Source organism: Pseudolabrys sp. Root1462 (genome assembly GCF_001426945.1).
Classification (GTDB): domain Bacteria; phylum Pseudomonadota; class Alphaproteobacteria; order Rhizobiales; family Xanthobacteraceae; genus Pseudolabrys.
The window spans coordinates 2,883,632-2,908,558 of the sequence record NZ_LMFS01000001.1 but is presented as its reverse complement, the minus strand read 5'-3'; the positions used below and the strand labels follow the sequence as shown (position 1 = coordinate 2,908,558).

General features: G+C 64.6%; 22 protein-coding genes and 2 pseudogenes. 14 read left to right on the top strand and 10 right to left on the bottom strand.

Annotated features, from left to right (window positions below; genetic code table 11):
* Window positions 1-166: 166 nt before the first annotated feature.
* From petA to ASD45_RS14065, 4 genes and pseudogenes are all read left to right on the top strand, one after another.
* A complete protein-coding gene (gene petA, locus ASD45_RS14085) occupies window positions 167-694 on the top strand; it encodes a ubiquinol-cytochrome c reductase iron-sulfur subunit (protein WP_056912053.1) in 528 nt (175 codons plus the stop codon).
* Between the two features lie 32 nt (window positions 695-726).
* A pseudogene (locus tag ASD45_RS24180) lies at window positions 727-2,792 on the top strand (cytochrome c1).
* A 102-nt stretch (window positions 2,793-2,894) separates the two neighbouring features.
* On the top strand, window positions 2,895-3,770 hold the full coding sequence (locus tag ASD45_RS14070) for an S-methyl-5'-thioadenosine phosphorylase (RefSeq protein WP_056912050.1): 876 nt from the start codon (window positions 2,895-2,897) through the stop codon (window positions 3,768-3,770).
* A 56-nt stretch (window positions 3,771-3,826) separates the two neighbouring features.
* On the top strand, window positions 3,827-4,375 hold the full coding sequence (locus tag ASD45_RS14065; protein WP_056912049.1) for an adenine phosphoribosyltransferase: 549 nt from the start codon (window positions 3,827-3,829) through the stop codon (window positions 4,373-4,375).
* Window positions 4,376-4,393: 18 nt separating this feature from the next.
* Here the strand turns inward: ASD45_RS14065 and ASD45_RS14060 are convergent, their stop codons facing one another.
* The 5 genes from ASD45_RS14060 to ASD45_RS23735 all read right to left on the bottom strand — a co-directional run bounded on the left by ASD45_RS14060 (window position 4,394) and on the right by ASD45_RS23735 (window position 8,129).
* The gene (locus ASD45_RS14060; protein WP_056912048.1) at window positions 4,394-4,990 is read right to left on the bottom strand and encodes a GNAT family protein; all 597 of its coding nucleotides are present in this window, start codon (window positions 4,988-4,990) and stop codon (window positions 4,394-4,396) included.
* A 40-nt stretch (window positions 4,991-5,030) separates the two neighbouring features.
* Window positions 5,031-6,173: a M48 family metallopeptidase gene (locus ASD45_RS14055; RefSeq protein ID WP_056912047.1), complete on the bottom strand. Its 1,143-nt coding sequence runs from the start codon at window positions 6,171-6,173 to the stop codon at window positions 5,031-5,033.
* Between the two features lie 119 nt (window positions 6,174-6,292).
* On the bottom strand, window positions 6,293-6,856 hold the full coding sequence (locus ASD45_RS14050) for a LemA family protein (RefSeq protein ID WP_056912046.1): 564 nt from the start codon (window positions 6,854-6,856) through the stop codon (window positions 6,293-6,295).
* A 325-nt stretch (window positions 6,857-7,181) separates the two neighbouring features.
* Window positions 7,182-7,394, bottom strand: coding sequence for a hypothetical protein (locus ASD45_RS14045; RefSeq protein ID WP_056912045.1), 213 nt, complete (start codon window positions 7,392-7,394; stop codon window positions 7,182-7,184).
* Window positions 7,395-7,817: 423 nt separating this feature from the next.
* Window positions 7,818-8,129, bottom strand: coding sequence for a hypothetical protein (locus ASD45_RS23735; RefSeq protein ID WP_162249426.1), 312 nt, complete (start codon window positions 8,127-8,129; stop codon window positions 7,818-7,820).
* On the opposite strand from ASD45_RS23735, the gene ASD45_RS14035 reads away from it, so the two are divergent.
* Window positions 8,101-10,575 carry an autotransporter outer membrane beta-barrel domain-containing protein gene (locus ASD45_RS14035; RefSeq protein ID WP_056912043.1) on the top strand — a complete coding sequence of 825 codons (2,475 nt, stop codon included), beginning with the start codon at window positions 8,101-8,103 and terminating at the stop codon, window positions 10,573-10,575. The genes ASD45_RS23735 and ASD45_RS14035 overlap by 29 nt on opposite strands.
* Window positions 10,576-10,648: 73 nt before the next feature.
* Here the strand turns inward: ASD45_RS14035 and ASD45_RS14030 are convergent, their stop codons facing one another.
* From ASD45_RS14030 to ASD45_RS14020, 3 genes are all read right to left on the bottom strand, one after another.
* Window positions 10,649-14,101 (bottom strand): AAA family ATPase, encoded by a 3,453-nt coding sequence (locus ASD45_RS14030; protein ID WP_056912042.1) that lies wholly within the window; start codon window positions 14,099-14,101, stop codon window positions 10,649-10,651.
* A gap of 288 nt (window positions 14,102-14,389) precedes the next feature.
* Window positions 14,390-15,064 carry a DsbA family protein gene (locus ASD45_RS14025; protein WP_056912041.1) on the bottom strand — a complete coding sequence of 225 codons (675 nt, stop codon included), beginning with the start codon at window positions 15,062-15,064 and terminating at the stop codon, window positions 14,390-14,392.
* A 113-nt stretch (window positions 15,065-15,177) separates the two neighbouring features.
* Entirely contained in the window at window positions 15,178-15,669 is a 492-nt protein-coding gene (locus ASD45_RS14020) for a DciA family protein (RefSeq protein ID WP_056912040.1), read from the bottom strand.
* Between the two features lie 28 nt (window positions 15,670-15,697).
* On the opposite strand from ASD45_RS14020, the gene mutY reads away from it, so the two are divergent.
* Entirely contained in the window at window positions 15,698-16,786 is a 1,089-nt protein-coding gene (gene mutY / locus ASD45_RS14015) for an A/G-specific adenine glycosylase (RefSeq protein ID WP_056912789.1), read from the top strand.
* 33 nt (window positions 16,787-16,819) lie between these two features.
* A complete protein-coding gene (locus ASD45_RS14010) occupies window positions 16,820-17,791 on the top strand; it encodes an SMP-30/gluconolactonase/LRE family protein (RefSeq protein ID WP_056912039.1) in 972 nt (323 codons plus the stop codon).
* Between the two features lie 217 nt (window positions 17,792-18,008).
* Here the strand turns inward: ASD45_RS14010 and ASD45_RS14005 are convergent.
* A pseudogene (locus ASD45_RS14005) lies at window positions 18,009-18,509 on the bottom strand (ferritin-like domain-containing protein); the annotation flags it as partial.
* 142 nt (window positions 18,510-18,651) lie between these two features.
* Here ASD45_RS14005 and ASD45_RS14000 point away from each other — a divergent pair.
* The 5 genes from ASD45_RS14000 (at window position 18,652) to ASD45_RS13980 (ending at window position 21,900) form a co-directional block, all read left to right on the top strand.
* Window positions 18,652-19,002 carry a RidA family protein gene (locus ASD45_RS14000; RefSeq protein WP_056912038.1) on the top strand — a complete coding sequence of 117 codons (351 nt, stop codon included), beginning with the start codon at window positions 18,652-18,654 and terminating at the stop codon, window positions 19,000-19,002.
* A 128-nt stretch (window positions 19,003-19,130) separates the two neighbouring features.
* A complete protein-coding gene (locus ASD45_RS13995; protein ID WP_244485364.1) occupies window positions 19,131-20,360 on the top strand; it encodes a PLP-dependent aminotransferase family protein in 1,230 nt (409 codons plus the stop codon).
* A 5-nt stretch (window positions 20,361-20,365) separates the two neighbouring features.
* Window positions 20,366-21,010 carry a hypothetical protein gene (locus ASD45_RS13990; RefSeq protein ID WP_056912036.1) on the top strand — a complete coding sequence of 215 codons (645 nt, stop codon included), beginning with the start codon at window positions 20,366-20,368 and terminating at the stop codon, window positions 21,008-21,010.
* Window positions 21,011-21,012: 2 nt separating this feature from the next.
* The gene (locus tag ASD45_RS13985) at window positions 21,013-21,492 is read left to right on the top strand and encodes a CinA family protein (protein WP_056912035.1); all 480 of its coding nucleotides are present in this window, start codon (window positions 21,013-21,015) and stop codon (window positions 21,490-21,492) included.
* Window positions 21,493-21,666: 174 nt separating this feature from the next.
* The gene (locus ASD45_RS13980) at window positions 21,667-21,900 is read left to right on the top strand and encodes a hypothetical protein (protein ID WP_156380850.1); all 234 of its coding nucleotides are present in this window, start codon (window positions 21,667-21,669) and stop codon (window positions 21,898-21,900) included.
* Window positions 21,901-21,912: 12 nt separating this feature from the next.
* Here ASD45_RS13980 and ASD45_RS13975 read toward each other — a convergent pair whose 3' ends face one another.
* On the bottom strand, window positions 21,913-23,055 hold the full coding sequence (locus tag ASD45_RS13975) for a site-specific DNA-methyltransferase (RefSeq protein ID WP_056912033.1): 1,143 nt from the start codon (window positions 23,053-23,055) through the stop codon (window positions 21,913-21,915).
* A 234-nt stretch (window positions 23,056-23,289) separates the two neighbouring features.
* On the opposite strand from ASD45_RS13975, the gene ASD45_RS13970 reads away from it, so the two are divergent.
* Both ASD45_RS13970 and moaB read left to right on the top strand, forming a co-directional pair.
* Window positions 23,290-24,204 carry a neutral zinc metallopeptidase gene (locus ASD45_RS13970; RefSeq protein WP_056912032.1) on the top strand — a complete coding sequence of 305 codons (915 nt, stop codon included), beginning with the start codon at window positions 23,290-23,292 and terminating at the stop codon, window positions 24,202-24,204.
* A gap of 118 nt (window positions 24,205-24,322) precedes the next feature.
* Window positions 24,323-24,886 (top strand): molybdenum cofactor biosynthesis protein B, encoded by a 564-nt coding sequence (gene moaB / locus ASD45_RS13965; protein WP_056912031.1) that lies wholly within the window; start codon window positions 24,323-24,325, stop codon window positions 24,884-24,886.
* Window positions 24,887-24,927 lie beyond the last annotated feature (41 nt).

Below are 24,927 nucleotides of genomic sequence, written 5' to 3'. Positions count from 1 at the left end.
GGGCTTGCACTCGCACCACAAGGGTGCCAATAGAACGCTTCGAAATCGCCGTGCTGCCACAATTGGGGGCGCGCGTGATGCCGGTCCGCCCCGCAGCGTTCAGGGAAGCTCTTCCCGGAGGCTCCGACCACGGGCGGAAAACCAAGCCGGGGGAGAGGGTTCAGACGTGACGACCGTGCCTTCTGCGGAGCACTCGCGCCGCGATTTTCTTTACATCGCTACAGGTTCAGTTGCCGCGGTTGGCGCGGCGGCGACACTGGTGCCGCTCATCACCCAGATGAATCCGGACGCCTCGACCATCGCGGCCGGCGCGCCGATCGAGGTCGATCTGGCGCCTGTCGCTGACGGTCAGATCATCAAGGTGTTCTGGCGGTCGAAGCCGATCTTCATCTTCCACCGCACCCAGAAAGAGATCGACGAGGCCAAGAGCGTCGATGTCGCCACGCTTCCGGATCCGGAGAGCGATGCCCAGCGCACCAAGCCCGGCCATGAGCCGTGGCTGGTCGTGATCGGCATCTGCACCCATCTCGGCTGCATCCCGATCGCCCATGAAGGCGAGTACCACGGCTGGTTCTGCCCGTGCCACGGGTCGCAGTACGACACCGCGGGCCGTATTCGCAAAGGTCCGGCGCCGAAGAATCTGGTGCTGCCGCCCTATCAATTCGTTTCCGACACTCGCATCCGGATCGGCTGATCCGCAACGATTGCATTCTTGAAGGTTCGATCATGAGCGGACACTCGACTTACCAGCCGCAGAATGCGTTTCTGCAGTGGTTCGAGAAGCGGCTGCCGATTGGCGGTCTCATTCACTCGTCTTTCGTCGCTTACCCGACGCCGAGGAACCTGAATTACTGGTGGACCTTCGGCGGCATCCTGTCGTTCATGCTGGGCGTGCAGATCATCACCGGCATCGTGCTGGCGATGCACTACACGCCGCACGTCGATCTCGCCTTCAAGTCGGTCGAGAGCATCATGCGCGACGTCAATTACGGTTGGCTGCTGCGCTACCTGCATGCGAACGGCGCGTCGATGTTCTTCATCGCCGTCTACATCCACATCTTCCGCGGCATGTACTACGGCTCCTACAAGGAGCCGCGCGAGGTGCTCTGGATCCTCGGTGTCATCATCTATCTGTTGATGATGGCAACCGGCTTCCTCGGCTACACCCTGCCTTGGGGCCAGATGAGCTTCTGGGGCGCCACCGTCATCACCAACTTCTTCTCCGCCATTCCCGGCGTCGGCGAAGCCATCGTGACCTGGCTGTGGGGCGGCTACGCCGTCGGCAACCCAACGCTGAACCGCTTCTACTCGCTGCACTACCTGCTGCCCTTCGTGATCGCCGGCGTCGTCGTGCTTCACGTCTGGGCGCTGCATGTCGCCGGTCAGAACAACCCGGCCGGCATCGAGCCGAAGACGGAACGGGACACCGTGCCGTTCACGCCCTACGCGACCGTGAAGGACGGCTTCTTCATCGCCTTCTTCTGCATCATCTTCGCGTGGTTCGTGTTCTACACGCCGAACTTCCTCGGCCACGCCGACAACTACATCCCGGCCAATCCGGCGGTGACGCCGCAGCACATCGTGCCTGAATGGTACTACCTGCCGTTCTACGCGATCCTGCGCGCCATCCCGAACAAGCTGCTCGGCGTCTGTGCGCTGTTCGGCTCGATCCTGATCCTGGCCTTCCTGCCCTGGCTCGACACCTCGAAGGTGCGGTCGGCGCGCTACCGTCCGCTGTTCCGCCAGTTCTTCTGGCTGTTCTTCGCGGTCTGCATCGGTCTCGGCTATCTCGGCGCCATGCCCGCCGAAGGCATCTACGTCACCATCGCGCGGGTTCTGACCTTCTACTACTTCGCGCACTTCATCATCGTGCTGCCGCTGCTCGGTATCTTCGAGAAGACCAAGCCGCTGCCCAACTCGATTTCCGAGTCGGTGTTGAGCAAGGCTTGAGCGGGAGAACGACCATGACGATGCATCGCGCCTTCATTGCTCTCGCTCTGGCCACTTCGCTCGGCGCCGTCGGCGCCGCGCAGGCTCAGGAGCACGCGCCGCCGCAGCCTCCCGCTCAGAAGTGGACCTTCTCCGGCCCGTTCGGCAATTTCGATCAGGCCCAGTTGCAGCGCGGCTTCAAGATCTACAAGGAAGTCTGCTCGAGCTGCCACTCGATGAGCCTGGTCTCGTTCCGCAACCTCGCCGAGGCCGGTGGCCCGGGTTACAGCGAAGCCCAGGTCGAGGCTCTCGCGTCCGAATACAAGATCGCGGATCTTGACGACAAGGGTCAGCCGATCGAGCGCGCCGGCCGTCCTGCCGATAACTTCCCGTCGCCGTTCCCGAATGCTGCCGCTGCTGCCGCGGCCAACGGCGTCGCCCCGCCGGACTTCTCGACCCTGGCCAAGGCGCGCACTTACGAGCGCGGTTTCCCGTGGTTCGTGTTCGACATCTTCACCCAGTACCAGGAACAGGGCCCGGATTACATCCACGCCATCCTGACCGGTTATGAAGAGCCGCCGAAGGGCTTCACGGTGCCGTCGGGCGGCCACTACAACAAGTATTTCCCCGGCCACGTCATCGCCATGCCGCCGCCGCTCACCGACGGCCAGGTCACGTATGACGATGGCTCGCCGCAGACGCTGGAGCAGTATTCCCACGACGTCGCGGCCTTCATGATGTGGGCGTCGGAGCCGCACATGGTTGCGCGCAAGCGCATCGGCTTCCAGGTCATGATCTTCCTGCTCGTGCTGACCGGTCTCCTGTACTTCACCAAGAAGAAGGTGTGGTCGGCAGTGCACTGAGGCCGATGACCCGAACGTGTTCGAAGGGCCCCCTCGCGGGGCCCTTTGTTTTTGGGGCCGGTGTTGTAGTCTGCCGGGCAACAAGGCAGGCAAAGGCTTTTCATGACCAAAGCAGTTCTCGGCATCGTCGGCGGATCGGGCATTTACGACCTTCCGGGCCTGCAGAATGTGCGCGAGGAGCGCGTCGCGTCGCCCTGGGGCGAGCCCTCGGGGGCCTTGCGTATCGGCGATATCGATGGCCTGCCGGTGGTGTTCCTGCCGCGCCATGACAAGGGCCACCGGCTGTCGCCGTCGGATATCAACTATCGCGCCAATATCGACGCACTGAAACGCGCCGGCGTCACCGATCTGGTGTCGCTGTCGGCCTGCGGCTCGTTCCGCGAGGACATGCCGCCCGGCACCTTCGTGCTGGTCGATCAGTTCGTCGATCGCACCCACAAACGCGAGAGCTCGTTCTTCGGCAGGGGGCTCGTCGCCCATGTCTCCATGGCGCATCCGGTGGCGCCGCGACTCCGGGCGCGCATCGCCGAGGCCGCGCTCAAGGAAGGCATCGAGCCGAAACTCGGCGGCACCTATGTCTGCATGGAGGGGCCGCAATTCTCGACCTATGCCGAGAGCATGACCTACAAGCAGCTCGGCTATTCGGTGATCGGCATGACCAATATGCCGGAAGCCAAGCTCGCCCGCGAAGCTGAAATCAGTTACGCGACGGTCGCCATGGTCACCGACTTCGATTGCTGGCACCCCGATCACGATGCCGTCACGGTGGCCGATATCGTCGCCGTGCTGTTCGATAACGCCGACCGCGCCAAGCGGCTGGTATCGCGGCTGGCGCGCGATTTCCCGCGTGAGCACGAGCCGTGTCCGATCGGCTCCGATCGCGCGCTCGACAGCGCGCTGATCACGCAGCCGGAGGCGCGCGATCCGGAACTGATGAAGAAGCTCGATGCGGTTGCGGGGCGTGTGCTCAAGGTCTAGTCAGGCGCTTTCCAGTCCTTGTCTATCGATCACTCTTACATGACCGAAAGGCCATCATGAACGCTCCCGATATTCGCAGCGACTTGCGCGATGCCGTTCGCTCGATTCCGGATTATCCGAAGCCCGGCATCATCTTTCGCGACATCACCACGCTGCTCGGCGATGCGCGCGCCTTCCGCCGTACCGTCGATGAGCTGGTGCAGCCCTGGGCCGGCGCCAAGATCGACAAGGTCGCCGGCATCGAAGCGCGCGGCTTCATCCTCGGCGGCGCTGTGGCGCACCAGGTGTCGGCCGGTTTCGTGCCGATCCGCAAGAAGGGCAAGCTGCCACACAAGCGCGTCAGCATGACCTACGCGCTCGAGTACGGCGAGGACGTGATCGAGATGCATGCCGATGCGCTGATCAAGGGCGAAAAGGTGGTGCTGGTCGATGACCTCATCGCCACCGGCGGCACCGCCGAGGCGGCGATCAAGCTGCTGCATCAGCTCGGCGCCGAGGTGCTCGCGGCGTGCTTCGTCATCGATCTGCCGGATCTCGGCGGCGCGGAGAAGCTGCGCAAGCTCGGCGTGCCGGTGCGCACGCTGTTCGCCTTCGAGGGCCACTGAGGCCGCGGAGCAACGCCGCTAGGCCGGCGTCCGCGTCAGCGAAAACGACAGGTGCTGCCGCACGGTCGGCCATTCCGACGTGATGATGCTGTAGACGGCGGTGTCGCGCAGCGTGCCGTCGTAGCCGATCTGATGGTTGCGCAGGATGCCGTCGAGCTTGGCGCCCAGCCGTTCGATCGCCCGGCGGCTCGGCCGGTTGAAGAAATGCGTGCGAAATTCGACGGCAATGCAGTCGAGGCGCTCGAAGGCGTGGCTCAGCAGCAGCAGTTTGGCCTCGGTGTTGAGCGGGCTGCGCTGCACGCGCCTGGCGTACCAGGTCGAGCCGATCTCGACGCGCCGGTTGGCCGCATCGACATTCATGTAGGTGGTCATGCCGACGACGCCGCCGCCGACGGCGTCGAACACGGTGAAGGGCAGCATCGCCCCCGCCCCCTGCAACGACAGCCGCCGGTCGATCTCCTTCTCCATGCCGTCGGGCGAGGGGATCGCCGTGTACCACAGCCGCCACAACTCGCCGTCCTTGACCGCCTCGGCCAGTTCGGCGCGGTGTGCTTGCGACAGCGGCTCCAGGCGCACATGGGCGCCGGTGAGCGAGACGGGTTCGAGCCACGGCATGAGATGCTCCCGGAGCGCGCTTTAATAGTATGCGGCTGATCTAGCGCGGTTTGGAGTTCCAGGGGCCGCTGCCAGGTTGATTATCAACACCTGACGTGTCCCAGGGCCCCGCGTGCGGCTGCGGCACTTCGGGCCCCCAGGGGCCTTGTTCGGGCGAGGGCAGTTGCTCTTCCGCCGCCGGGGGTTCAAGCGCCAGCGGCCCGGGGTCATGACCGCCGGCGAATTTGACCAGCGCCGCGACCCGCGCGTCCACCGAGGGATGGGTCGCGAAGATGTCGCCGAAGCCCTCGCGCGGATTATCCACGCACATTTCCATCACCGCAGAATTGGCGCTCGCCAGTTCGCCGCGGTTCTCGATCTTGCGCAGGGCCGAGATCATGGCATCCGGGTTCTTGGTGAGTTCGACCGAGCCGGCATCGGCCAGATACTCGCGCTGCCGCGACAGCGCAAAGCGGATCACCACAGACAGCACCCAGGCAACCACGATCAGCGCAATGGCGATGACGATGGCGATGCCGGCGCCATTGCCCTTGCGATCGTCGCCGTCGCGGCGACGGCCGCCGAAGCCGCCATAGAAGGCGTTCTGGAAGAACAGCCGGAACACCATTTCGCCGAAGAAGGAAATGACGCCGGCGATTACCACCGCGATCACCAGCATGCGTACGTCGCCATTGCGGATGTGGGTAAGCTCGTGGCCGAGCACCGCCTCGATCTCCTGGTCGTTGAGCGCGGCGAGCAGGCCGCGCGTCACCGTAATCGAATACTGCTTTGCGTTGAGGCCGGTGGCGAACGCGTTGAGCGCGTCATCGTCGGCGATGCGCAGCGTCGGCATCGGGATGCCGCGTGAAATGCAAAGATTCTCGAGGAGGTTATAGAGCCGCGGCTCCTCGGTGCGGCTGACCTGATGAGCGCCGGTGACAGCGTCGATCATCGACTGGTGGAACTTGTAGGCGATCGCCACCCAGATGATGGTGCCGATTGTGGCGAATGGCGCCGCCTTGACGAAATCATAGGCAGCCGCGCGCAGCAGGTAATCCAGCGGCGCGTTGCCGACGCTCAGCACCTCGGCGAGCAAGGCGCCGGCATAAACCAGCACGTAAATGAGGAAGAACAGGCCGATCAGCAGCGCGATCGACCGGCGCCGGTTGGACTGGATGTGAGTGTAGAGACCGAAGGCGGCCATCGCTGTTACCCGTCATTCCGGGGCGGTCCGCAGGGACCAACCCGGAATCCAGAAAGTCCCCACCTATGCGTCCGGATTCCGGGTCCGCACCTTGCGGCGCGCCCCCGAAATGACAGCGCTCAGAACTTCACGTTCGGTGCCTGATCAAGCTGGGCGCGGCTTTCGCCGAGATCGAAGAACTGCTGCGGGTGGAAGCCAAACATGCCGGCGAACAACGCGGCGGGGAACTGCTGGATGCCGGTGTTGTATTCCTGCACCGCATTGTTGAAGAAGCGGCGGGCAGCGGCGAGCTTGTTTTCGATGTCGGACAGTTCGGCCTGCAACTGCTGGAAGTTCTGGTTGGCCTTGAGGTCGGGATAACTCTCCGACAGGGCGAAGAGCTGGCGGAGCGCGCCGGTGAGCATGTTTTCGGCGGCGACTTTCTGCTCGACGCCGGGCGCGGCGATGGCGGTGTTGCGCGCCTGCACCACGGCTTCCAGCGTGCCGCGTTCGTGCGCCGCGTAGCCCTTTACGGTCTCGACCAGATTCGGAATGAGGTCGTGGCGCTGTTTGAGCTGAACATCGATGTCGGCGAAGGACTGATTGACCCGTTGCCGCATGGCGACGAGGCTATTGTATACAGAGATCGCCCAGAGCACGATCACGACGACGACGCCGAGAACGACCCAGCCGGTGGTGGACATGGAAGCGCTCCTCAAGAAGGCAGACAGTGGGAAAAGCCGAAGCTGAGGCGAGGCGGAACCGCGACACTATAGCAGATCGAAACGCGGCCGGGGCGCGGCAGAAAGCACTCAAACAACAGTCTATTTCATAAAAAATGGGCCCCGAACCGGAGTTCGGGGCCCTAAGCCAGACGGCTATTCGGGGGGTAAGGGGGGAGCCGCCCGACTAAACAGACACGGCAATAACCACGGCGACCGCGATGGGTTCCGGCTCCTGGTGACGATTTTTTAATTTTCTGGCAGGGGCAAAGTGGCGGCCGGGCCGCCACTTTGGGTTCCCCCGGGCTTAGCGCTGGTGGCCGAGGCCGATGTTCAGCTTGAGCGCCTGCTGGCGCAGCGCACCGGGCGTGCGCTTGAGTTCTTTGGCGATCTTGGCGACGGGCGTGCGCGCCTTGGAATGCGCCTTGAGCGTCTTGTATTCTTCGTTGGTCCACGGCCTGCGCCGAATTTTCTTGACGGCGGTCTTGGTTTTTTTCGCGGACTTGGACTTCTTAGCCATTCCAGATTCCTTCATCAGATAAAGCGTTCATTATCAGCACACGTGTGCGTCCTATCGCTCAAACGAACGATTGCCAAATGTTTTTTGCTGCACGACTGACGCTATTTGCAATTTGAATAAGATGTTTGGCGGGGCGCTGATGAAACAAATCAACGGCAAACATAAGGCGGATTTTGTGGCGTGTTTGTTTCTCGGTCGGAAACATTTGCCGCCGGTCCATCGCAGTCATTGATGGCCTGGTGCTCGCGCTTGCCGGCGGTCTTTCCGGATCGCCGAGACGATGACTGCGATCTCATGCAGCTTTTCGTTTCGCCAGGCATTGCGCACGCCACAGGAGCGGGGACTGCGGCGGGGCTTGTCGTTGCGCCGGCGTCTCAAACTGTTGTGCTGCGAATTTGCATAAGGCATCCGCAAAAATAGGGGTCATACGACAGCGGCGCATGTCACTCGATCGTCATTGAGGGTGCCTAGGTACTTCCCGGTTAATGGGGCGTAAAGGGGCTCGGGGATGCGTCGTTTGTTGGGTTCGGTGAGCGGCTGCGCGTTGATCGCAGCGGTGGCGTCTTTATCTGCACCTTTCCAGGCCCAAGCCGCCGATACCACGATATCGACATCGACGACATCGGCGCAGGCCGTTACGGCCGGAAACAATCTCATCGTCACGCCGAGCGGGTCGGTATCGCCGAGCAGCAACCCAGCCGTTTCGGTGACTGGCGGCGCAACCAGTAGCAGCATCGCCAACTCGGGCACCATTCAGTCGACCGGCACCGGCGCGCGCGCCATTCGCTTCGTTACCTCGACCACCGCGAATGTGACGATCACGAACAATGCCGGCGCGCTCATCCAGTCTCAGAGCGATGCGCTCCAGTCCAACATCAACATCGCAACCGGCGCCGTGCGGATCGACAATTCCGGCACCATCCAGGCGATCGGGACCGGCTCGAACAACGGCCAGGCCATCGACTTCAACAATATTGCGGCCGGCACGGCCACCGTCGTGTTGAACAACTATGCCACCGGCGTCGTCACTGCCGCCGATGCCGACGCCATCCGCGCCGCGAACGGTATGGTCATCAACAATTTCGGCTCCGTCGTCGCCAACTGGGCGACCGGCGCCAACGGCAATGACAGCGGCAATGACGCCATCGATTTCAATACGGCGACGTACAACGGCACGGTCAACAACTACAAGACCGGTCTGATTTCCGGGGCACGCCACGGCATTACGGCTGCGCAGGGCATCACCGTGCTCAATTACGGCACCATTGTCGGCAACGACGGCGGCGGTCTCAACATCGATACGACCACCAATGCGCAAGTGACGACGGTCACCAACTACGGCGCCATCATCGGCACGGCCAGGAGCGCCGACGGCGACGCTATCGACGTCGACCGCCTGCTGACGCTCAACAACTATGGGACGATCAAGGCCGTAGGCACGACCGCCGCCGGGGTGGACAGCCTTAACGAAGCGGTCGCCGTCGGCGGCGGCACGATCAACAACTACGTCGGTGGTCTGATTTACTCCGACCAGCGCGCCATCACCGTCGACGACAGCAGCCACGGCAATGCCTTCGCCGCGGTCAATATCTACAATGCCGGCACGATCCAGGGCGCGAACGGCGAAGCGATCGTCATCACCAGCACCTTCGCCAATACGCTGACCAATTCAGGCACGATCATCGGCCGAGTGGCGATGGGGGCGGGCAACGATGCGGTGACGATTCAGGCGGGGTCCAGGATCGTCGGCCTGGTGGACGGCGGCGCCGGCACCGACAATCTCACTTATCAGAAGGTCGGTCTGTCGGCCGACAAGATGGCGGCGTTGCAGGCCGGTGGGACCGTCAATATCGGCGGCACGCTCTACACCGGCTTCGAATCCTTCACCGGCAGTTCGACGAGGTCGTTCTCGTCCTTTGCCGGGAACGGCCAGACCGCGGGCGTCGCCTCGATCCTCGACAACATGTCGACGACTCAAGCGGCTAGCGCCGCCACCCAATCTCTGATCGACCAGGTGGCCAGCGCCGGCGATCCGGCATCGGCCATGGCGCAATTGACGCCCACGGCGTTTCAGGCCCTGACCTCGATTGGTGTCAGCAACGCGGCGCAGACCGGTCAAATGGTCGATCAGCGGCTGTCGAACGTGCGCAGTGGCGGCCCCGCCATGTCTTTCGCAGGGCTGGGCGCGCTTTCCATGCTGGATGGCATGCAGAATGGCGGACAACGGTTGCCGTCAGGGCCGACGTCGACGGATGCTGCTGCCGAAGCGGCCTTTGCTTTCGCCGCCGACGGCCGTGACCGGTTTCAGGACGCCTTTGCCGCCGTCACCAAAGCGCCGCCGAAACTCATCGGCGACGACCCATGGGGATTCTTCCTTTATGGCAACGCGGTCTTCGCCAGGCAGGGGGCGACCAGCAGCGCGCCGCAAAGCAAGTTCACCGCGACCGGAATCACCGCCGGCATTGACCGCCGTATCAACGACAACCTGATCCTGGGCATCCTCGGCGGTTACACCCGCACCTTCGCCGATCTCGATACGCTCGGTAGCACGAGCAAGATCGAAACCTGGCTGATCGGCGGCTATGGCACCTGGTATGGCCCGTCGTCGTGGTTCGTCAACGGCGCCATGATCTATGGCCGCAATTCGTACGACAACAAGCGCGTCGCGCTGGGCCAAGCGAATACCAGCAGCCCAAATGGCAGCCAGTTCGCCTTGCAAGGGTCGGTCGGGCGGGATTATCGCAGCGGGCGCTTTACGGTCACGCCGGAAGCCGGTCTGCAATATACGGCGGTGATGGTGGATGGTTACACCGAAACCGGAGCCGCGGCGCTCTCGGTACAATCGGACCGCGCCGACTCCCTGCGCTCGTCGCTCGGCGCGCGGGTGCGCACCGACTGGGCGTGGCAGAATGGCGTGGCGACGCCAGAATTGCGGGCAAGCTGGCAGCACGAGTTTCTCGACAAAACGCGCGATATCCGGGCCAGTTTCGTCGACCAGGCGCTGCCGGGCACTTTCACGACTACCGCGGCCGGGGCGGGCACCGATTTTGGCGTCGTGGGCGCCGGGCTGTCGATGGTGCTTGCAGAGCGGACGCAGCTTTCGCTCGGCTACGACTTCAAGTTCGGCGGCCGCGATTTCACCGCGCATCAGATCAGCGGCCGCGTCCGGCACACGTTCTGATCTCGTCGGTCCCAAGCAGAAAAGCGGCGCGTCGATGATGACGCGCCGCTTTCGTTTTGACTTGCGCAGGCGATCAGCCGGCTTCGCGGAAACGAACGGCCGCTTCGAGATCGACCGACACCAGTTGCGATACGCCGCGCTCCGCCATGGTGACGCCGAACAGACGGTTCATGCGCGCCATCGTAATCGGATTGTGCGTAATGATCACAAAGCGGGTATCGGTCGACTGCGTCATTTCATCGAGCATGTCGCAGAAACGTTCGACGTTGTGATCGTCAAGCGGCGCATCGACTTCGTCCAGCACGCAGATCGGTGCCGGATTGGTGAGAAACACCGCGAAAATCAGCGCCATCGCCGTGAGCGCCTGTTCGCCGCCCGACAGTAGCGACAGGGTGGCGGGCTTCTTGCCCGGCGGCTTGGCCAGGATTTCGAGGCCGGCCTCAAGCGGATCGTCGCTTTCGATCAGCTGCAGCTCGGCCGTGCCGCCGTTGAACAGCTTGGTGAACAGCTGCTGGAAGTGGGTGTTGACCTGCTGGAACGAGGCCATCAGCCGCTCGCGGGCTTCGCGGTTGAGGCTCTGGATGCCAAGGCGCAGTTTCTTGATCGCTTCGACGAGATCGTCGCGCTCGGTGGTGAGCGACGTGTGCTGGGTCTCGACTTCGACGAGTTCTTCCTCGGCGCGCAGATTGACCGCACCCAGCCGTTCGCGCTCGCGGCGCAGCCGCTCCAGCGTCGCCTCGATTTCGGCGAGGTCGGGCAGGGCTTCGCCCTCGGTCAGCTCGGCAAGCGCAGCCACGCCTTCCGGCTCGACCTCGAGCATGTCGTGGATCTCGCGGGCGATGTCGGTGAGCCGCCGCTTCGAAGCTTCAAAGCGCTCTTCGGCGCGTGCCAGTTCTTCGCGCGCGGTGGAGGCGGCTTCGAGCGCGGCGCGGGCGTCGCGGTCGGCTTCCGCCAGGGCGTTCTCGGCAGCCTGCAGGCGATCCGCGCAGTCCTGCCGGTCGGTCTCGGCAAGCTGCACTTCGCTGATCAGCGCGTCGCGCTTTTCGGCGAAGATCTGCGGCGCGTTCTCCAGTTCGGTACGATCGCGCTGCGCCTCCTGAATGCGCTGGCTCAGCGTCTCGGTCTGGCCGCGGGCGCTTTCCTGGCGCGTGAACCAGCCGGCCTTCTCTTCGCCGACTTGGCGCAGGCGGCGATCGGCGATCTCGGCCTCGCGGACGATGGCCTGCTGCTCGGCGCGGACCTCCGCGAGGTGGGCGCGCTTGCCGGCGATGTCGTCGCGGACGCCGTCGAGTTCGGTCTCGAGTTCGGCGGCGGGTGCGAGCTCGGACAGGGCCTGTTCAGCCTCGGCGATGCCGGCGGTCGCTTCGTCGTGGCTGGCGGTAAGGCGGCTCTGCGCTTCGGTCAGCGCCGACAGCCGCGCCGCATTGCGGTTGACCTCGCGCTCGGCCGCTTCATGGCGATCACGCGCGGCATTGACGTCGCGCTGGCGCTCGCGCGCGGCGTTGCGGGCCTCGGTCTCGGCGGTGGCGGCGGCGGACAGGGCGGCTTGCGCGACTTCGCTGTCGCGGCGGGCAGATTCGGCGTCGGCCTTGGCGACCTGCAACTCGGTCTCGATTTCGGCGAGGCGCGCGCGTTCGGCGAGGCGGCGGGCGGCGCCGGTCGGCGCGTGCGCGGCGGCAGCAAAGCCGTCCCAGCGCCACAGGTCGCCTTCCGGCGACACCAGGCGCTGACCGGGCTTCAACTGTGCGACGAGACGCGCGCCGGATTCCTTGTCGACGACGCCAATCTGGTTGAGGCGGCGCGTCAGTTCATCGGGCGCGCGGACATGCGCGGACAGCGGCGTCGCGCCATCCGGCAAGCGCGGATCGCCGGCATCGACCACGGAGCCGACCCAGCGCATCGGCGCCGAGGGATCGATCGGCGCGTCGAGATCGTCACCGAGCGCGGCGCCGAGCGCCTTCTCGTAACCCTTGTCGACCGTGATGTTGTCCATCACCGGCGGCCACAAATTCTTGCTCTCGACCGCGAGCACCTTCGACAGCGTCTTGGCCTCGGTCTCGAGGCGCTGCACGCGGCGTTCGGCTTCGGCGAGCGGATTGCGCGAGGCTTCCAGCGCGGCGCGGGCCGCGGCGTGCGCGGCCTCGGCGTCGATCGCGGCGTTCTCGGCGCTGGCCAGCGCCTGCTGGATGTCCTCGACTTCCTGCGTCAGCGCGGCGAGGTCGGGGCCGGCGGAGGCCTGCAACGCCTCGATCTCGCGGGTGACCTCGGCCACTTCCGCTTCGATCTTGGTCGCGCGCTCGCGATGCTGACGCATCGCGGCTTCGAGCTGATTGCGCCGCGCGGTGAGGTCGGCGAGCCGGGCGGTCAGTTCAGAGAACACCTTTTCGGCCGCGGCGAGCGTGCTGCTGGCTTCCTCGACGCGGGCATCGACGCCGCTGCGGCGGCCGGCGCTTTCGGCGGCCTCCGCCTTGATCATCTCTTCTTCTTCGGCGAGCCGGGCGATGGCGGCGTCGGCATCGGCCACCAGCTTCTGCTCGCGCTCGCTGTCGGCGGCGAGCTGCACGAGGCGCTTGTCGAGCTCGCTGATGCGATCCTTGGCGCGCTGCTCTTCGCGCTCAAGTTCCTGCATGGCGACGTTGAGGCGATGCAGCGCCGCGCCGGCGCGCGCTTCGGCTTCGCGCAGCGGCGGCAACGTGGCGGCGAGTTCGGTCTGGCGGGTCGAGGCTTCGGCCTGCGCGCCGGTGCGCGCCGCGACTTCGCGCACGCACAGATCCTTGGCCGTTTCCGCTTCGGTCTGTTCGATATTCGCGGCCGACCAGCGCAGGTGATAGAGCGTGGCCTCGGTCTTGCGGACCTGCGCCGACACGGTGCGATAGCGGATCGCCTGCTTGGCCTGCTTTTTCAGCGCTTCCATCTGGCCGGCAAGCTGGCCGATGACGTCTTCGAGGCGCGTGAGGTTGGCTTCCGCCGCCTTCAGGCGCAATTCGGCTTCATGACGCCGCGCGTGCAGACCGGAAACGCCGGCGGCTTCTTCAAGCACGCGGCGACGCTGCTCGGGCTTCGCCTGGATGATTTCGCCGATGCGGCCCTGGTGGACCAGAGCCGGCGAGCGCGCGCCGGTCGAGGCGTCGGCGAACACGATCTGTACGTCGCGGGCGCGCACTTCCTTGCCGTTGATCCGGTACGACGAGCCTTCCTCGCGCTCGATGCGGCGCGCGATCTCCAGCGTATCGGTGTCGTTGAACTGCGCGGGCGCCGAGCGCTCCTTGTTGTCGATCATGATCGCGACTTCGGCGTTGTTACGCGCCGGCCGCGTGTTCGAGCCGGAGAAGATCACGTCGTCCATCGAGGACGCGCGCATGGACTTGTATGAGTTCTCACCCATCACCCAGCGCAGCGCTTCGACGAGGTTCGACTTGCCGCAGCCGTTCGGTCCGACGACGCCGGTCAGTCCCGGCTCGATCACGAAATCGGTCGGCTCAACGAAGGTCTTAAAGCCGAGCAGACGCAGTCGGGTAAGGATCATACTTCAACGCCTCGACCCGGAGCAGGGTGAACGCCCGACGGTCCTGCTGGGGTCATGATCAATGGGTACTACAGTCGAGCCGGGGGCATGGCCCGGACGCTAAAGGTCGTATGCCGCATTCGCCGCGAGAATGAAATCCCGGCGGGTTCGGAGCAACTCAAATGGCCCAAAAATGCCCGGTTTTCCAGACATTTCGGTTGTGGATTGGAACAAAATTACCCTTGTGCCCGGCGACTAGATGTTGGGGCTGACGCCGGGCCTCCCGCGGCGGTACCGCGATCCGGAGGATCAGCTCTTGATCAGCGGGTCGATGACCTTCGACATTTCGTCGGTGGTCATGGCGCCGGAATAGAGCTTGCCGTTGATGAAGAAGGTCGGGGTCGAATTGACCTTGAACTTGTCCACCGCGCGCTGGCGCATCGCCTCGATGCCGTCGAGGATCTTCTGGTTCGACAGGCAGGCGTCGAAGCTTTCCTTGGTGAAGCCGGCCTGCTTGGACAGGGTCAGCAAGGGATCGAGCGGCTTTTCGACAGCCCAGGTCCGCTGTTGGCGGAACATGACGTCGATAAAGGAGAAATACTTGTCGGCGTTGGTGTCGGCGTTGCAGCGCGCCAGCATGAAGACCGCGGCGGCGAGGTTATCGAGCGGGAATTCGCGGAAGATGTAACGGATCTTTCCGGTGTCGATGTATTTCTTCTTGATGTCCGGGTAGGTCGTTTCCTGGAAATGGGCGCAGTGCGGGCAGGTCATCGAGGCATATTCGATGACAGTGACCGACGCCTTCGCATCGCCGATGGCCATGTCGGGCAGCGCACCCGGCGCCATCAGTTCGGTCTCGGAGATCGCCGCGCCTTCGGCCGCCAGCGCCTGCTCGGTCAGCGACGGCAGGGCGGACAGACCCGCCGCGGTGGCGAGGGCCACGAAAGCCGTGCTCTGGCAGAATTCACGTCGGGTCAGGCGCAAAGGGTGTCTCCGTCACATTGAGGCGCCAAGAGGCGTCCGCTGGGTCGATATTTGCTAGCTGGACAGGACGATTGTGGCAATGGCGGGCCGGCCCGCCAAGGCGGCGCAGCGCCTCACTTTGTCTTGATGGCGACACCCAGACGGGCGAGGGCGTCGCGCAAGGCGTCGTCCTCGATCTCGGGCATGGAGGCCGCGAGCCGGGCGGTAGCGGCCGGATCGGGCGCCGGCGGCAGCTTTTTCGGCGTCTTCCGGCGCAGCGGCGCCTGGCGCAGCGCCAGCCGGCCGACGGCATGCCAGCCGAAGAAGCGATTGACCCGCTCCAGGATGACCGACGACAGGTGCTGAATTTCCAGCGCCGCCGGGCCCTCGACCCGCAGCACCAGTGTGGCTGGTTCCGTCTGCTCGACGTCACCGACATCGGTTTTCGGCCGCGGCCAGTTGATCTTCATCGGTTCGCTGTGCGCCGCGACCTCGGCGCCGACGATGTCGCGCCACCGCGTCACAATTTCCATCGACGCAAAGCCCTGCGCCTTGAGGACGCCGCCAAGGCTCGTGGCGGTGAACTCGGAAAGCGGGCGGGGATAACCCCTCGTGGGCTTGGTCATCGAATACTACTCTGGCATCGTCCGGGCCATGAACGTAGCAGTCCGCCTGTCGCGGCGAAAGAAAGCCGTCCCCGCTGCCGACCCGGCCGATTTACTCGCCTGGTACGATCGGCACCGCCGCGTGCTGCCCTGGCGGGCGCGAAAGGGTCAGCGCGCCGATCCTTACGCGGTCTGGCTGTCGGAGATTATGCTGCAACAGACCACGGTGAAAACCGTCGGCCCCTATTACGCGAAGTTTCTGTCGAAATGGCCGACGGTCGAAGCGCTGGCGCAAACGGCGCTCGACGACGTGCTGCGCGCCTGGGCCGGGCTCGGCTATTACGCGCGCGCCCGCAATCTGCACGCCTGCGCCATCGCCGTCGTCGAGCGTCATAATGGCGTCTTCCCCGATGACATCGAGGCGCTGCGTGCGTTGCCCGGCGTCGGCGACTACACCGCAGCGGCAGTCGGCGCCATTGCCTTCGATCTGCCGGCGGTGCCGGTCGATGGCAACGTCGAGCGTGTGGTGACACGTCTGTTTGCCGTTGAGGAAGAACTGCCGGCGGCGAAGCCGCAGATCAAACGCCTTGCCGCGTCGCTGATGCCGCCGGCGCGCACCGGCGATTTCGCCCAGGCGATGATGGACCTCGGCGCTACCATCTGCACGCCGAAGAAGCCGGCCTGTGCTTTATGCCCATGGAATGAGGCCTGCGTCGCCCGCGCGCGCGGCGAACAGGAAGCTTACCCACGCAAGGCGCCCAAGCGCGAAGGCAAGCTGCGGCGCGGCGCCGCCTTCGTCGTGCTGCGCGACGACGGCCGCGTGCTGCTGCGTCAGCGTCCGGAGAAAGGACTGCTCGGCGCCATGACCGAAGTGCCGGGCAGCGACTGGTCGCATGACTTCGATATCGACCAGGCGCTCGCTGCCGCGCCGAAATTCGGCAAAGCGAAATGGCGCAAGCTCGCCGGCGAGGTGACGCATGTCTTCACCCATTTTCCGCTGGCCTTGACGGTGTTCGTGACGCACGTGCCGAAGACGGCCGCGGCGCCTGAAGGCGCGCGATGGGTCGAGCTCGCGCATTTGCGCGACGAAGCCCTGCCGAATGTCATGCGCAAAGTGCTCAGCGCTGCGCTAGACTAGATCCACCAGAAAAGTCCCCGGGGGAATGTCCCAATGTCGCTTGATACCAAAGCCGCCGTGCTCGCCGGCCAGTGGTCGCCCAGCCTGCGTTATCCCGACCCGCTGATCACGGCGCTCGATCCGAAGTTCAAGAAATACCATCTGCCGCTGTCGACCGTCGAACGGCTTTACACCGGCACGCGCTGGGGCGAGGGCCCGGTCTGGTTCGGCGACGCGCGCTGCGTGATCTGGAGCGATGTGCCGGGCAACGTCATGTACAAATGGGACGAAGAAAGCGGCCAGGTGAGCCCGTTCCGCAAGCCGTCGAACAACGGCAACGGCAACACCCGCGATCGCCAGGGCCGGCTCGTCACCTGCGAGCACCTGACGCGCCGCGTAACCCGCACCGAATATGACGGCACCATCACGGTGATCTGCGACAAGTTCGAGGGCAAACGGCTCAACTCGCCGAACGACGTCGTCGTGAAGTCCGACGGCTCGATCTGGTTCACCGATCCGCAGTTCGGCATTCTCGGCAACTACGAAGGCGACAAGGCCGATTGCGAACTGCCGATGAATGTCTATCGTGTCGACGGCCAGACCGGCAAAGTCACGGTGGGGATGGACGGCATCAATGCGCCGAACGGTCTCGCTTTCTCGCCGGACGAGAAGCTGCTCTACATCGTCGAGTCGCGCAGCGAGCCGCGCAAGATTCTAAGTTATGAAGTCGGCGCTGGCGATAAACTGTCGAACCGCAAGGAGTTGATCAACGCAGGGCCAGACGGCACGCCGGACGGCTTCCGGGTCGATATCGACGGCAATCTGTGGTGCGGCTGGGGCATGACGCCGGAGCTCGACGGCGTGCGCGTGTTCACGCCGCACGGCGAGCCTATCGGGCACATCTCGCTGCCGGAGCGCTGCGCCAATGTCTGCTTCGGCGGCGTCAAGCGCAACCGGCTGTTCATGGCCGCCGCGCACTCGCTGTATGCGCTCTACGTCAATACGCAGGGCGTGAAGGGCGGATAACAGCGTCGATCGGCCTCATCCTGAGGAGCGTCGCGACAGCGATGCGTCTCGAAGGACGAGGCCGCCTCATGGTTCGAGACGCCCGCTGCGCGGACTCCTCACCATGAGGCGGGTTCGTCTTCGCGTGGGTTTCTTATATCGCCGGAATGCCGGCCGCGGCGGCGAGCATGGCGTTCTCGGCCTGCTCGGCTTTGGTCGGCCGCTTCAGCTTGGTCGCCGCCGCCTTCTTGTTGATCTTGCGCTTGGCGATGCCGCCGAGCTTCTTGTCCGTCGCCTTCTCTTCCTTGAGCGTCATGTTGAGAATCTTGGCGACGTCAGTCCGGCCGATCAGCCGCGCCCAGGCGACCAGGGTGCCGTAGCGCGTGATCTCGTAGTGTTCGACCGCCTGCGCCGCCGCGATCAGCGCCGCGTTGAGGATGGTCTTGTTCTCGATCTCGCCGGCGATCTCGTTGGCTTCCTCGATGATGCCGTCGATGGCCGGGCACTTGGTGCCCTGCGGCACCGACTTCATCATCTTGAACACGCGATCGAGCCGCTTGATCTGGCCGTCGGTCTGCTTGAGGTGCATCCGGAAGCCCTTCTTGAGCTCGGCGTCGGACGCCTTCTCGATCATGTCAGGCAGAGATTTCCTGATCTGGTGCTCGGCGTAATAGATGTCCTGCAGCGTGTGGACGAACAACTCTTCGAACGTGTCGATATCGGAGGAAAACCAGCCCATCGTGAACTCTCCTGTTGCGGCGCGGCGGCGCATCGAGCGCGCGCTCCTGGCGCTATAAATCGCCAGCCGGTTCCGAGTTCCCTTCGCCGGCAAAGCCCGCTAGAAAGTCGCCCGGTTCACTAAAACGAGCAAGGAGGCCCTGATGGCCATCGAACGTATCGACTCCAACCAGCGCATGAGCAAATGCGTGGTCCACGGCAACACCGTCTATCTCGCGGGCATGGTCGCCAGCGACCCCAAGGGGAAGGACATGGCGGCGCAAACCAAGGACATTCTGTCGCAGATCGATGGCTATCTGGCCAAAGCGGGCACCGACAAGTCGAAGCTTCTGTCGGCCAACATCTGGGTCACCTCGATGTCGGAGTTCGCCGCCATGAATGCGGTGTGGGATGCCTGGGTCTCGCCGGGCAACACCCCGGCCCGCGCCACCGTCGAGGCCAAGCTTGCCGCGCCGGAATACAAGGTCGAAATCATGGTGCAGGCGGCGAAGTAATACTTGTCATCACGGGCCGGCGCCATCCTGGCGCCGTGCCCCGGTGATCCCGACAACAAAAGCACTGCGCCCTAAGCGGGATGGCCGGATCAAGTTCGGCCATGACAAGTGCAACGGGGAGAGGAAACATGAGCTTCGACTTCGCGCCGCTATTTCCACCGACCCTGCCGCCGCCGGCCATGCGCTGGTCCGGATCGCCGAAGTACAATTTCGTCGGCGGCAACAACGACCCCGGCGAGGTGCCGCTCGACGGGCTGATGGCGGCGGCGCAATCGGTGCTCCAGCGCGAGGGCCGCACGCTCGCGACCTACGGCCTCAACAGCGGCCCGCAAGGCTACCGGCCGCTGCGCGAATTCCTCAGCGCCAAGCTCAAACGCGACGCCGGCATGACCTGCACGCCGGATGACATCCTCATCGTCTCGGGTTCATTGCAGGCGCTCGACCTCGTCAACGCGGCGCTGCTGACGCGCGGCGACACCGTGATCGTCGAGAAGGACAACTACCAGGGCTCGCTCAACCGCTTCACCAAGCTCGGCGTCACCGCCTTCGGCATCCCGCTCGACGCGGGCGGCATGAAGATGGACGCGCTGGAAGCGGCGCTCAAGAACCTGAAGGCCAAGGGCGTCACGCCGAAGTTCATCTACACCATCCCGACGGTGCAGAACCCGACGGCGACCATCCTCGACGAGAGCCGCCGCGCCCGCATGCTGGCGCTCGCCGACGAATACGGCGTGCCGATCGTCGAAGACGACTGCTATGCCGACCTGATCTGGAGCGGCGAGCGGCCGCCGGCGCTGCACGCCATGAGCAAGTCGGACAATGTCATCCATATCGGCTCGTTCTCGAAGTCGATCGCGCCGGCGTTGCGTGTCGGCTTCGTGGTCGCGCCGTGGACTGTGATGTCGCGGATGCTGGCGCTCAAGACCGACGCCGGCTCCGGCGCGCTGGAGCAGATGGTACTCGCCGAATTCTGCGCGCCGCATTTCACCACGCATGTGCCGGCGCTGCGCAAGGGTCTGCGCAAGAAGGTCGAGACGCTGATGGAGGCGCTCAACGAGCAGTTCGGCACCGCGGCCGAATTCGACGATCCCAAGGGCGGCATCTTTCTCTGGGTCAAGCTGCCGGACAATGTCGACACGTTGAAGCTCTATCAGGCGGCGCTCAAGGAAGGCGTGGCGATCAATCCGGGGCCGGAGTGGTCGACCGACAAGGCGCACAGCGCCAGCCGGCTGCGCATCTGCTTTGCCAGTCCGACGCATCAGGAGATCCGCGACGGCATCAAGGTGCTGGCCGAGGTCTGCCGCCGCGAATTCGGCGTGCCGGCGCGCAGCGCCAATGTCGAGCGGGCCAAGGCCTGACACCGATGTCGCAGCCAGGCATCCTCGCCATCTGGAACAACGTCGCGGCCGGCCGCGGGGCCGACTTCGAAACCTGGTTTCAGGGCGAGCATCTGCAGGAGCGGCTGGGCGTGCCGGGCTTCATCTATGGCCGGCGCCATCAGGCGATTTCGGGTTCGTCCGCGTTCTTCAATTTCTATCTGGTCGAAAGCCCGGCGGTGCTGACGTCGCAGCCTTATCTCGAGCGGCTCGACAATCCGACGCCGATGACGCGGATGATCATGACGCAAGTGTTCCGCGACATGAACCGCACGCTCTGCCATCGCGCCGTGCGGCGCGGCGACTTTCGTGGCGCCTATGCGGTGACGGTGCGCTGGTTCGATGAAGCGCCGGATGTCGAGGCGTTGACGGCGAAGATCGACAAGCTCACGGCCGATCCCGCTATTGCAGCCAGCGAAATCTGGACGGCGACCGATCCGGCCGGCCAGCCGGTGTCGATGGAAGAGAAGCTGCGCGGCGGCGATCGCAAGATCAAAGCCGCGCTGATGATCGACACCTTGCGCGAAGCGGATGCCGTGAAGCTCGGCGCCGCGCTGCAATCCGACCATACCGGCGCCGAAGTCGGCGTCTTCCGCGTGCTCTGTCAGGCCGGCCGCAGTCTGGGGATATGACGATGCATCCGCTCGCGCCGTTCGCCGAACAAGTTGCCGCCCGCCTGATCGCGTGCAAAGAAACTATCGCCATCGCCGAGTCCTCGACCGGCGGGCTGATCTCGGCGGCGCTGCTCGCGGTGCCCGGCGCTTCGGCCTACTTTCTTGGCGGCGCCGTGGTCTATACCAAGCAGTCGCGCGCGGCGCTGCTCGATGTCGGCGAAGCGGAGATGAAGGGCATGCGGCCCTCGACCGAGGCCTATGCGCTGCTCGAGGCGCGCCGCATCCGCGACAAGATGAATGCCGCCTGGGGCCTCGGCGAAACCGGCGCCACCGGGCCGGCCGGCAATCGCTATGGCGATGCCGCCGGACATTCCTGCATCGCGGTCGTCGGTCCTGTGGAGCGCGCGATCACGCTGGAAACCGGCAGCGCGGACCGCGCCGCGAACATGGACGCCTTCGCCAGAAGGGCGCTGGAACTGCTGCTGGAAGTTCTGCGCTGAAAGGTTTGCGTCCGGAATCGCTCGCGCCTGCGCAGCTTCAGAACGACATCGGAATCTCTTAAGAAAATCATCGGTCGCTCAGAATCCCGCTTTCATCGATGGTCTTTGCCAGCAGCGCGGCAGGTCACCGGCCTCGCGCTTCGTTGGTCCTCCATCGGCGAAGGGGATGTCTCGATGCGCAGCTTCAAGCACAGAATGATGATTGCACTGGCCGCTGCCGCAGGGATCGGTGGCGTCTGGTTCGTTGCCACCACGCAGCGGACGACGCAGGCCGCCGTGACGCCAGCGCCGCGCGCTGTCGTCCAGCCGGTGGCGCTGATCGAGACGGCGCCGATCGTGCCGGCCGAATTGGCGGAAGCGGCGCGCGGCAAGGCCGCGCTGGATTCGACCAGCAGGACCGACTGGTAGGCGGGCGAGGGGCTACTCGGCCGCCTCGGCCAGCGCCATTTCCGAGCGCACCTGGGCGCGCAGGTCGTCGATCGGCATCAGGCCCTTCGGCGTCTCGATGTGCCAGAACGACCAGCCGTTGCAGGCATCGAGGCCCTGGACCACGGCGCCGACCCGGTGAATCGAGCCGACGGTGTCGCCGGCCGAGATCGCGCCGTCGGCGCGGACGATGGCGCGGTGACGCTTGCGCGAATCGGTGAGCCGGGCGCCGGGCGACACCAGGCCGCGCTCGATCAGCGAGGCGAAAGCGACGCGCGGCGCTTCGCGCGCCGTCATGAACGGGGCGATCGACGGCGAGGGCACGACCTGAACGTCGGCGATGCGCCGCTCGGCGGCGCTGGCGTATTTGCGCTCGCGCTCGATGCCGATGAAGCGGCGGCCGAGCTTCTTGGCGACGGCGCCGGTGGTGCCGGTGCCGTTGAACGGGTCCAGCACCAGGTCGTCGGGCCGGGAACTCGACAGAATCACCCGCGCGAGCAGGGCTTCCGGCTTCTGGGTCGGGTGCAGCTTCTTGCCGTCGGCGCCCTTGAGGCGCTCGCCGCCGGTGCACAGCGGGAACGTCCAGTCGGAGCGCACCTGCACATCGTCGTTGCCGGCCTTCAACGCCTCATAGTTGAACGTGTAACCCTTGGCGTTGGCGTCGCGCGAGGCCCAGATCATGGTCTCGTGCGCATTGGTGAAGCGGCGGCCGCGGAAATTCGGCATCGGATTGGTTTTGCGCCAGATCACGTCGTTCAGGATCCAGAACCCCATGTCCTGCATGATCGCGCCGACGCGGAAGATGTTGTGATACGAGCCGATCACCCAGATCGTGCCGGCCGGCTTGAGCACGCGGCGGCAGGCTTGCAGCCATTCGCGCGTGAAAGCGTCATAAGCAGCGAAACTCGCGAACTTGTCCCAGTCGTCGGTGACGGCATCGACGTGGGAGTCGTCCGGGCGCTTGAGATCGCCGGCGAGCTGCAGATTATAGGGAGGGTCGGCGAAGACCAGATCGACCGAATTGGCCGGCAGCTTCGCCATTTCGCTGACGCAGTCGCCAACGAGAATACGGTGTTCGGAGTTTTTTGAAACTCCACGGGGCGCCCGTAAGGGCGCCCCGCGACGCGACACAACCATGACTCACTCTGACTCAAGGACGACGCGGTCGGCTGACGCGGGACCTACAAGCCGACAGGCCCTGACTATGCGCAGCGCAAGGTGAAGAAACGGTTTATGACCGAGATACCCTGAAGGCGAATTCTGCCGATTTAACCGCGAGTTAGCAGAGGTTAACAGGGCGCAAAAGTTTCACGCAAGGCATGCTAAACAATGCAATATGCGACCCGAATAGGCGTTGAGGAGGCTCTTTAAATGCGTTGGGACGATTTCCGCCGCAGCGACAATGTCGAAGATGATCGTGGTTCGAGCGGCGGTATCGGCGGCGGCGGCTTCGGTTTGCCGATTGGCGGCGGCGGATTGGGCATCGGTACGGTCGTGGTGCTCGGCATCATTGGCTGGGCGCTCGGCATCGATCCGAGTGTGCTGATCGGCGGCGCCGAGATGATCAACAACACGCGCGCGCCTTATCAGACGTCGCAACCCGCGGGGCCGACCGGCAAGCCGAAAGATCAGATGGGCGATTTCGTTGCCGCCGTACTTGGCAACACAGAGGATGTCTGGACACAGGTGTTCCAGGAATCCGGACAAACGTACCGCGCGCCGCGCCTGCGGCTCTATTCCGGCTCGCTGCAAGGCGGCTGCGGCATGGCGCAATCGGCGATGGGTCCGTTCTACTGTCCGACCGACCGCCGCATTTATCTCGATACCTCGTTCTTCCGCGACATGCAGGTGCGCTTCAAGGGCTGCAGCGGCAAGGCCTGTGAGTTTGCCGAGGCCTATGTCGTCGCGCATGAGGTCGGCCATCACGTGCAGAATCTGCTCGGCATCCTGCCGAAGGCGCACGAGGCGCAGCAGGCCGCCGGCAACAAGGCCGCGGCCAACCGCATCCAGGTGCGCGTCGAATTGCAGGCCGATTGCTTCGGCGGTGTCTGGGCCAACCGTTCCAATCAGAAATGGAATTCAATCGAGCCGGGCGATGTCGAGGCGGCGCTGCAGACCGCGGCGGCGATCGGCGATGACCGCCTGCAGCAGCAGTCGCGGGGCTATGTGGTGCCCGACTCGTTTACGCATGGCAGTTCGGCGCAGCGCCAGCGCTGGTTCACCACCGGCTTGAAGTCGGGCAAGGTGTCGGCGTGCAATACGTTCGCAGCGAACGCGCAGTTGTAATGACCGGTCTTCCGGGACATGCCGAAGGCGCGGATCCGGAATCCAGAAGCATGGTTTGAGTGTGACGTTGGATTCCGGCTTCACGCCGGCGCGTGCCCCGGAATGACGGAGTAACGAAATGCCCGGGATCGACGAAACCAAGCAGTTCGTGCCGCTCAAGATCGCGGTGTTGACGGTGTCCGACACGCGTCAACTGGCCGACGATAAGTCAGGCAATACGCTGGTCGAGCGCATTCGCGCCACCGGGCATATCCTGGCCGAGCGTTCCATCGTCAAGGACGAGGTCGAGGCCATCCGTCAGAAAGTAAAGGCCTGGATCAAGGACGAATTCATCGACGTCATCATCTCGACCGGCGGCACCGGCTTTACCGGCCGCGACGTCACGCCGGAAGCGGTCGAGCCTTTGTTCGAAAAGCGCATGGACGCGTTCTCGACCTTGTTCACGATGGTGAGCTACCCGAAGATCGGTACTTCGGCGATTCAGACCCGCGCCACCGCGGGCGTCGCGAATTCGACCTACATCTTCTGCGTTCCGGGCTCGCCCGGCGCCTGCAAGGATGCCTGGGACGAGATCCTCATCCATCAGCTCGACTATCGCTATCGCCCGTGCAACTTCGTCGAGATCCTGCCGCGGCTCGATGAGCATCTGCGGCGGCCCAAATCCAAGGGTGCGACGGCGTGACGGCCGTCATTCCGGGATTCGCCGAAGGCGAGGACCCGGAA

Coding starts and splice junctions, on each gene's coding strand:
- ASD45_RS14070 (WP_056912050.1), top strand. CDS start 2,895: ATGACCAAAGCAGTTCTCGGCATCGTCGGCGGATCGGGCATTTACGAC.
- ASD45_RS14065 (WP_056912049.1), top strand. CDS start 3,827: ATGAACGCTCCCGATATTCGCAGCGACTTGCGCGATGCCGTTCGCTCG.
- ASD45_RS14060 (WP_056912048.1), bottom strand. CDS start 4,990: ATGCCGTGGCTCGAACCCGTCTCGCTCACCGGCGCCCATGTGCGCCTG.
- ASD45_RS14055 (WP_056912047.1), bottom strand. CDS start 6,173: ATGGCCGCCTTCGGTCTCTACACTCACATCCAGTCCAACCGGCGCCGG.
- ASD45_RS14050 (WP_056912046.1), bottom strand. CDS start 6,856: ATGTCCACCACCGGCTGGGTCGTTCTCGGCGTCGTCGTCGTGATCGTG.
- ASD45_RS14045 (WP_056912045.1), bottom strand. CDS start 7,394: ATGGCTAAGAAGTCCAAGTCCGCGAAAAAAACCAAGACCGCCGTCAAG.
- ASD45_RS23735 (WP_162249426.1), bottom strand. CDS start 8,129: ATGCTGCTACTGGTTGCGCCGCCAGTCACCGAAACGGCTGGGTTGCTG.
- ASD45_RS14030 (WP_056912042.1), bottom strand. CDS start 14,101: ATGATCCTTACCCGACTGCGTCTGCTCGGCTTTAAGACCTTCGTTGAG.
- ASD45_RS14020 (WP_056912040.1), bottom strand. CDS start 15,669: ATGACCAAGCCCACGAGGGGTTATCCCCGCCCGCTTTCCGAGTTCACC.
- mutY (WP_056912789.1), top strand. CDS start 15,698: ATGAACGTAGCAGTCCGCCTGTCGCGGCGAAAGAAAGCCGTCCCCGCT.
- ASD45_RS14010 (WP_056912039.1), top strand. CDS start 16,820: ATGTCGCTTGATACCAAAGCCGCCGTGCTCGCCGGCCAGTGGTCGCCC.
- ASD45_RS14000 (WP_056912038.1), top strand. CDS start 18,652: ATGGCCATCGAACGTATCGACTCCAACCAGCGCATGAGCAAATGCGTG.
- ASD45_RS13995 (WP_244485364.1), top strand. CDS start 19,131: ATGAGCTTCGACTTCGCGCCGCTATTTCCACCGACCCTGCCGCCGCCG.
- ASD45_RS13990 (WP_056912036.1), top strand. CDS start 20,366: ATGTCGCAGCCAGGCATCCTCGCCATCTGGAACAACGTCGCGGCCGGC.
- ASD45_RS13985 (WP_056912035.1), top strand. CDS start 21,013: ATGCATCCGCTCGCGCCGTTCGCCGAACAAGTTGCCGCCCGCCTGATC.
- ASD45_RS13980 (WP_156380850.1), top strand. CDS start 21,667: ATGCGCAGCTTCAAGCACAGAATGATGATTGCACTGGCCGCTGCCGCA.
- ASD45_RS13975 (WP_056912033.1), bottom strand. CDS start 23,055: ATGGTTGTGTCGCGTCGCGGGGCGCCCTTACGGGCGCCCCGTGGAGTT.
- ASD45_RS13970 (WP_056912032.1), top strand. CDS start 23,290: ATGCGTTGGGACGATTTCCGCCGCAGCGACAATGTCGAAGATGATCGT.
- moaB (WP_056912031.1), top strand. CDS start 24,323: ATGCCCGGGATCGACGAAACCAAGCAGTTCGTGCCGCTCAAGATCGCG.